The organism is Arthrobacter sp. CAL618 (assembly GCF_000468215.1).
GTDB lineage: Bacteria > Actinomycetota > Actinomycetes > Actinomycetales > Micrococcaceae > Arthrobacter_D.
Genome location: NZ_ASZW01000212.1, coordinates 2,063 through 5,554 on the forward strand (window position 1 = coordinate 2,063; position 3,492 = coordinate 5,554).

General features: G+C 68.4%; 4 protein-coding genes (1 of these 4 running past the window's edge). All 4 read right to left on the reverse strand.

All coding sequences use genetic code 11. The features are described from left to right. Nucleotides 1-109, reverse strand: a 109-nt coding sequence (locus K728_RS23280; RefSeq protein ID WP_443110979.1) for a hypothetical protein, incomplete at its 3' end; no start/stop codon positions are given. Next, entirely contained in the window at nt 106-1,332 is a 1,227-nt protein-coding gene (locus K728_RS0112745; protein WP_024476925.1) for an allantoate amidohydrolase, read from the reverse strand. The genes K728_RS0112745 and K728_RS23280, both read right to left, overlap by 4 nt. Before the next feature lie 48 nt (nt 1,333-1,380). After that, entirely contained in the window at nt 1,381-3,075 is a 1,695-nt protein-coding gene (hutU, locus tag K728_RS0112750; RefSeq protein ID WP_024476926.1) for a urocanate hydratase, read from the reverse strand. Beyond that, on the reverse strand, nt 3,072-3,492 hold the 3' portion of the coding sequence (locus tag K728_RS0112755) for an IclR family transcriptional regulator (RefSeq protein WP_443110976.1). It continues 323 nt past the right edge of the window; the window shows 421 of its 744 coding nt (coding positions 324-744); the start codon falls outside the window, past its right edge; it ends in the stop codon at nt 3,072-3,074. Before K728_RS0112755 ends, hutU begins: the two co-directional genes overlap by 4 nt.

A 3,492-nucleotide genomic window follows, 5' to 3' on the forward strand; every position in this document is an offset into this window, starting at 1 on the left:
CGCCGGCCGTCACCGCGGTGATGGTGCCGCCGTCGTCGGCCTCGATGCGGACGCGCGGCTGGATTCCGCGGCCAGCGACCCAGGCCTGCTCGCACCAGAAGGTGATCACAGCAGGTCCTCCAGTACGTCGGCGAGCGCGCTGGCGGCAAGGTTTGCATCGGTGTCCTCAACGAACTCTTCCGGCGAGTGGCTGATGCCCGTCGGGTTTCGGATGTAGACCATGCCGGAGGGTACGTAGCCGGCCAGGACGCCGGCGTCGTGGCCCGCGCCGGTCGGCAGGGCGGGCACCTGGTGCTCGGAGGTGGTGCAGCGGAGGGAGTTCTGGAGCTGGCGTTGCAGGGGCGCGTCGAAGTGGACGGTGCTGCTGAAGGATTCCTCGGTGAGGGTGACCGAGCAGCCTTCGAAGGCTGCGGCCTTCTGAGCCTGGCCATGGATGGATTCCACCAGCGCCGCGGTCACCGAGTCGTCGGGGTGGCGGACGTCGAGCCAGAGGTCGACGCGGGAGGCGATGACGTTGGTCCCGCCCGGCACCGGCTGCAGGCGCCCGACCGTGGCACGCGCGTCGTCCTGGCTGGCGGCGGTCCGGCGGATAGCGAGCACGATCTGCGCGGCGACGACCATCGGATCGGCGCGGTCGGCCATCAGGGTGGTGCCGGCGTGGTTGCCCTGACCCTGGACGGTGAGCCGCCAGCGCCCGTGGCCGAGGATGGACGAGCCGACGCCGACCGGGGAGTCCAGGTCGATCAAGGCCCTGCCCTGTTCGACATGGAGTTCAATGAAGTCGCCGATGGTCCGCAGCGCTTCCTCATCGCGCCCGAGGTGTTTCGGGTCCAGCCCATTGGCGCGGCTGACGTCGGCGAAAGTGTTGCCTGCCGGGTCCTTGAGGTTCCGCACCCGGTCGGCGTCGATGGCACCGGTGAGCAGGCGCGACCCCAGACACGCTACGCCGAACCGGGAGCCTTCCTCTTCGGGGAAAACGGTCACGGCGAGGCCGCGCCGGGGTTCGACGCCGCGTTCCTTCAGTACGTCGACGGCGGCCAGGGCTGCGGCGACACCGAGTGGCCCGTCGAACGCTCCGCCCCCGGGCACCGAGTCCAGATGGCTGCCGGTGACCAGCGCGCCGGTGCGGTCACCCGATTCGGCGTCCCACCAGCCCCACAGGATCCCATTGCGGTCGGTGCTGACCTCAAGACCGAGTTTCGTGGCTTCGGCGGTGAACCATTCGCGCAACTCCAGTTCGGCCGAGGAGAACACCGGCCGTGAATACCCGCCCCGAACGGAGTCGCGTCCGACGTCGGAAATGGCTCCGAGCATGTCACTTACGGTAGTCATAAAAACCTCTCCAGGGCCTGCGGACAGAAGTGCCGGGCCGGTTGATTGTCAGTCTGCCATGGGGATCCGGACCCCACGTTCCGCTGCGACGTCGGACGCGCGCTGATATCCAGCGTCGACGTGGCGGATGACGCCCATGCCGGGATCGTTGGTCAGCAGCCGTTCCAGCTTCTCCGCAGCCAGTGGGGTACCGTCCGCCACCGATACCTGCCCGGCGTGAATGGAACGCCCGATGCCGACCCCGCCGCCGTGGTGGATGGAGACCCAGGTGGCTCCCGAGGACGTGTTCAGGAGCGCGTTGAGGAGCGGCCAGTCGGCGACGGCGTCGGACCCGTCGGCCATGGCCTCGGTCTCCCGGTAGGGTGACGCCACCGACCCGGAGTCGAGGTGGTCGCGCCCGATCACGATGGGCGCGGATACCCTGCCGTCGGCGACCAGCTGGTTGAACAGCAGCCCGGCTTTGGCGCGGTCGCCGTAGCCGAGCCAGCAGATCCGTGCCGGCAGGCCTTCGAACTCGACCAGGTCCCCGGCGGCGTCGAGCCAGCGGTGCAGGTGCTCGTTCCCGGGGAACAGCTCCTTCAGCGCGGCATCGGTAACGGCAATATCGGCGGGATCGCCGGAGAGCGCCACCCAGCGGAACGGCCCCATTCCCTCGCAGAACAAGGGCCGGATGTAGGCGGGGACAAAGCCGGGGAACTCGAAGGCCCGCGCGTAGCCGCCCTGGCGGGCCTCGTCGCGGATGGAGTTGCCGTAATCGAAGACTTCGGCGCCGGCGTCCTGGAAGCCGACCATCGCCTCGACATGGTGAGCCATTGAGGTCTGCGCCTTTTTGGTGAACCCGTCGGGATCACCCTTCGCCTCCCGGTCCCACTCTTCGGTTGACATGCCCTCCGGCAGGTAGCTCAGCGGATCGTGCGCCGACGTCTGGTCGGTGACAATGTCGATGGTGAGCTTCCCGGCCAGGTGGCGGCGCAGCAGTTCGGGGAAGACTTCGGCGGCATTCCCGACGACCCCGACCGACAGTGCGCGTTTCTCCTCTTTGGCTGCCAGCACTTGGCGCAGGCCGTCTTCCAGATCGGTGGCGACGACGTCGAGGTAGCGTTTGGCGGCGCGGCGCTCAAGGCGGGACCGGTCGACGTCAACAATCAGCACCGCTCCGCCGTTCAAGGTGACCGCGAGCGGCTGGGCGCCGCCCATGCCACCGCACCCGGCGGTCAGGGTCAGCGTGCCAGCGAGGGTGGCGGTCGGGGACTTGCCCAGTTTGCGGGCGACTGCGGCGAAGGTCTCGTAGGTGCCCTGCAGGATGCCCTGGGTACCGATGTAGATCCACGATCCGGCGGTCATCTGCCCGTACATCATCAGGCCCTCGGCTTCGAGCTTCCGGAATTCGGGCCAGGTGGCCCAGTCCCCCACCAGGTTGGAGTTGGCCAGCAGGACGCGTGGGGCCCACGTGTTGGTGCGGAAGATACCGACGGGCTTGCCGGACTGCACCAGGAGTGTCTCGTCGTCTTCGAGGTCCTCGAGGGATCGGACGATGGCGTCGTAGGCTTCCCAGCTGCGTGCGGCACGGCCGGTGCCGCCGTAGACCACCAGGTCCTCGGGGCGTTCGGCGACTTCGGGGTCCAGGTTGTTCATGAGCATGCGCAGGGGCGCCTCGGTCTGCCAGCTCTTGGCGGTGAGGGTGGTGCCCCGCGCCGCGCGGATGGAACGGGTTGGGTCGTGCTGAGTGAACGACTTGCTCATGCGGATTCTCCCTGAATTTCGGTGTCTCCCGGATGGGTGCCGCCGGGAGCGGGGGTGTTGGTGGTGGACGTGTTGAGGATGCTGCGGGCTTCGGCTGCGACCAGTTCGCCGAGGGTGACGGCCTGTTGCTCGCTGATGCGGTAACTGGGAACCACCACGCTGAGCGAGGCGGCGATCCGGTCACCGATCATCACCGGGGCGGCGACAGCGGTGACGTCGGGTTCGATACCGTTGCGGACCACGACGTAGCCGCATGACGGAGCCTCCCCGGCGAGGACCTTGCCGGCGGCGGTCCCGGTCAGGGGAATGCGACGACCCACCCAGCTGGTGTGTCGGACCGAGTGGGTTCCCTCGCGCACGGCAATGTAGATGCCGTGGCCGTCATCGGCTGGGACGTTCAGGTAGGCGGACTCCCCC

Bases quoted from the DNA above. Each gene is read 5' to 3' on its own strand.
- hutU (WP_024476926.1), bottom strand. From the start codon at position 3,075: ATGAGCAAGTCGTTCACTCAGCACGACCCAACCCGTTCCATCCGCGCG.
- K728_RS0112745 (WP_024476925.1), bottom strand. From the start codon at position 1,332: ATGACTACCGTAAGTGACATGCTCGGAGCCATTTCCGACGTCGGACGC.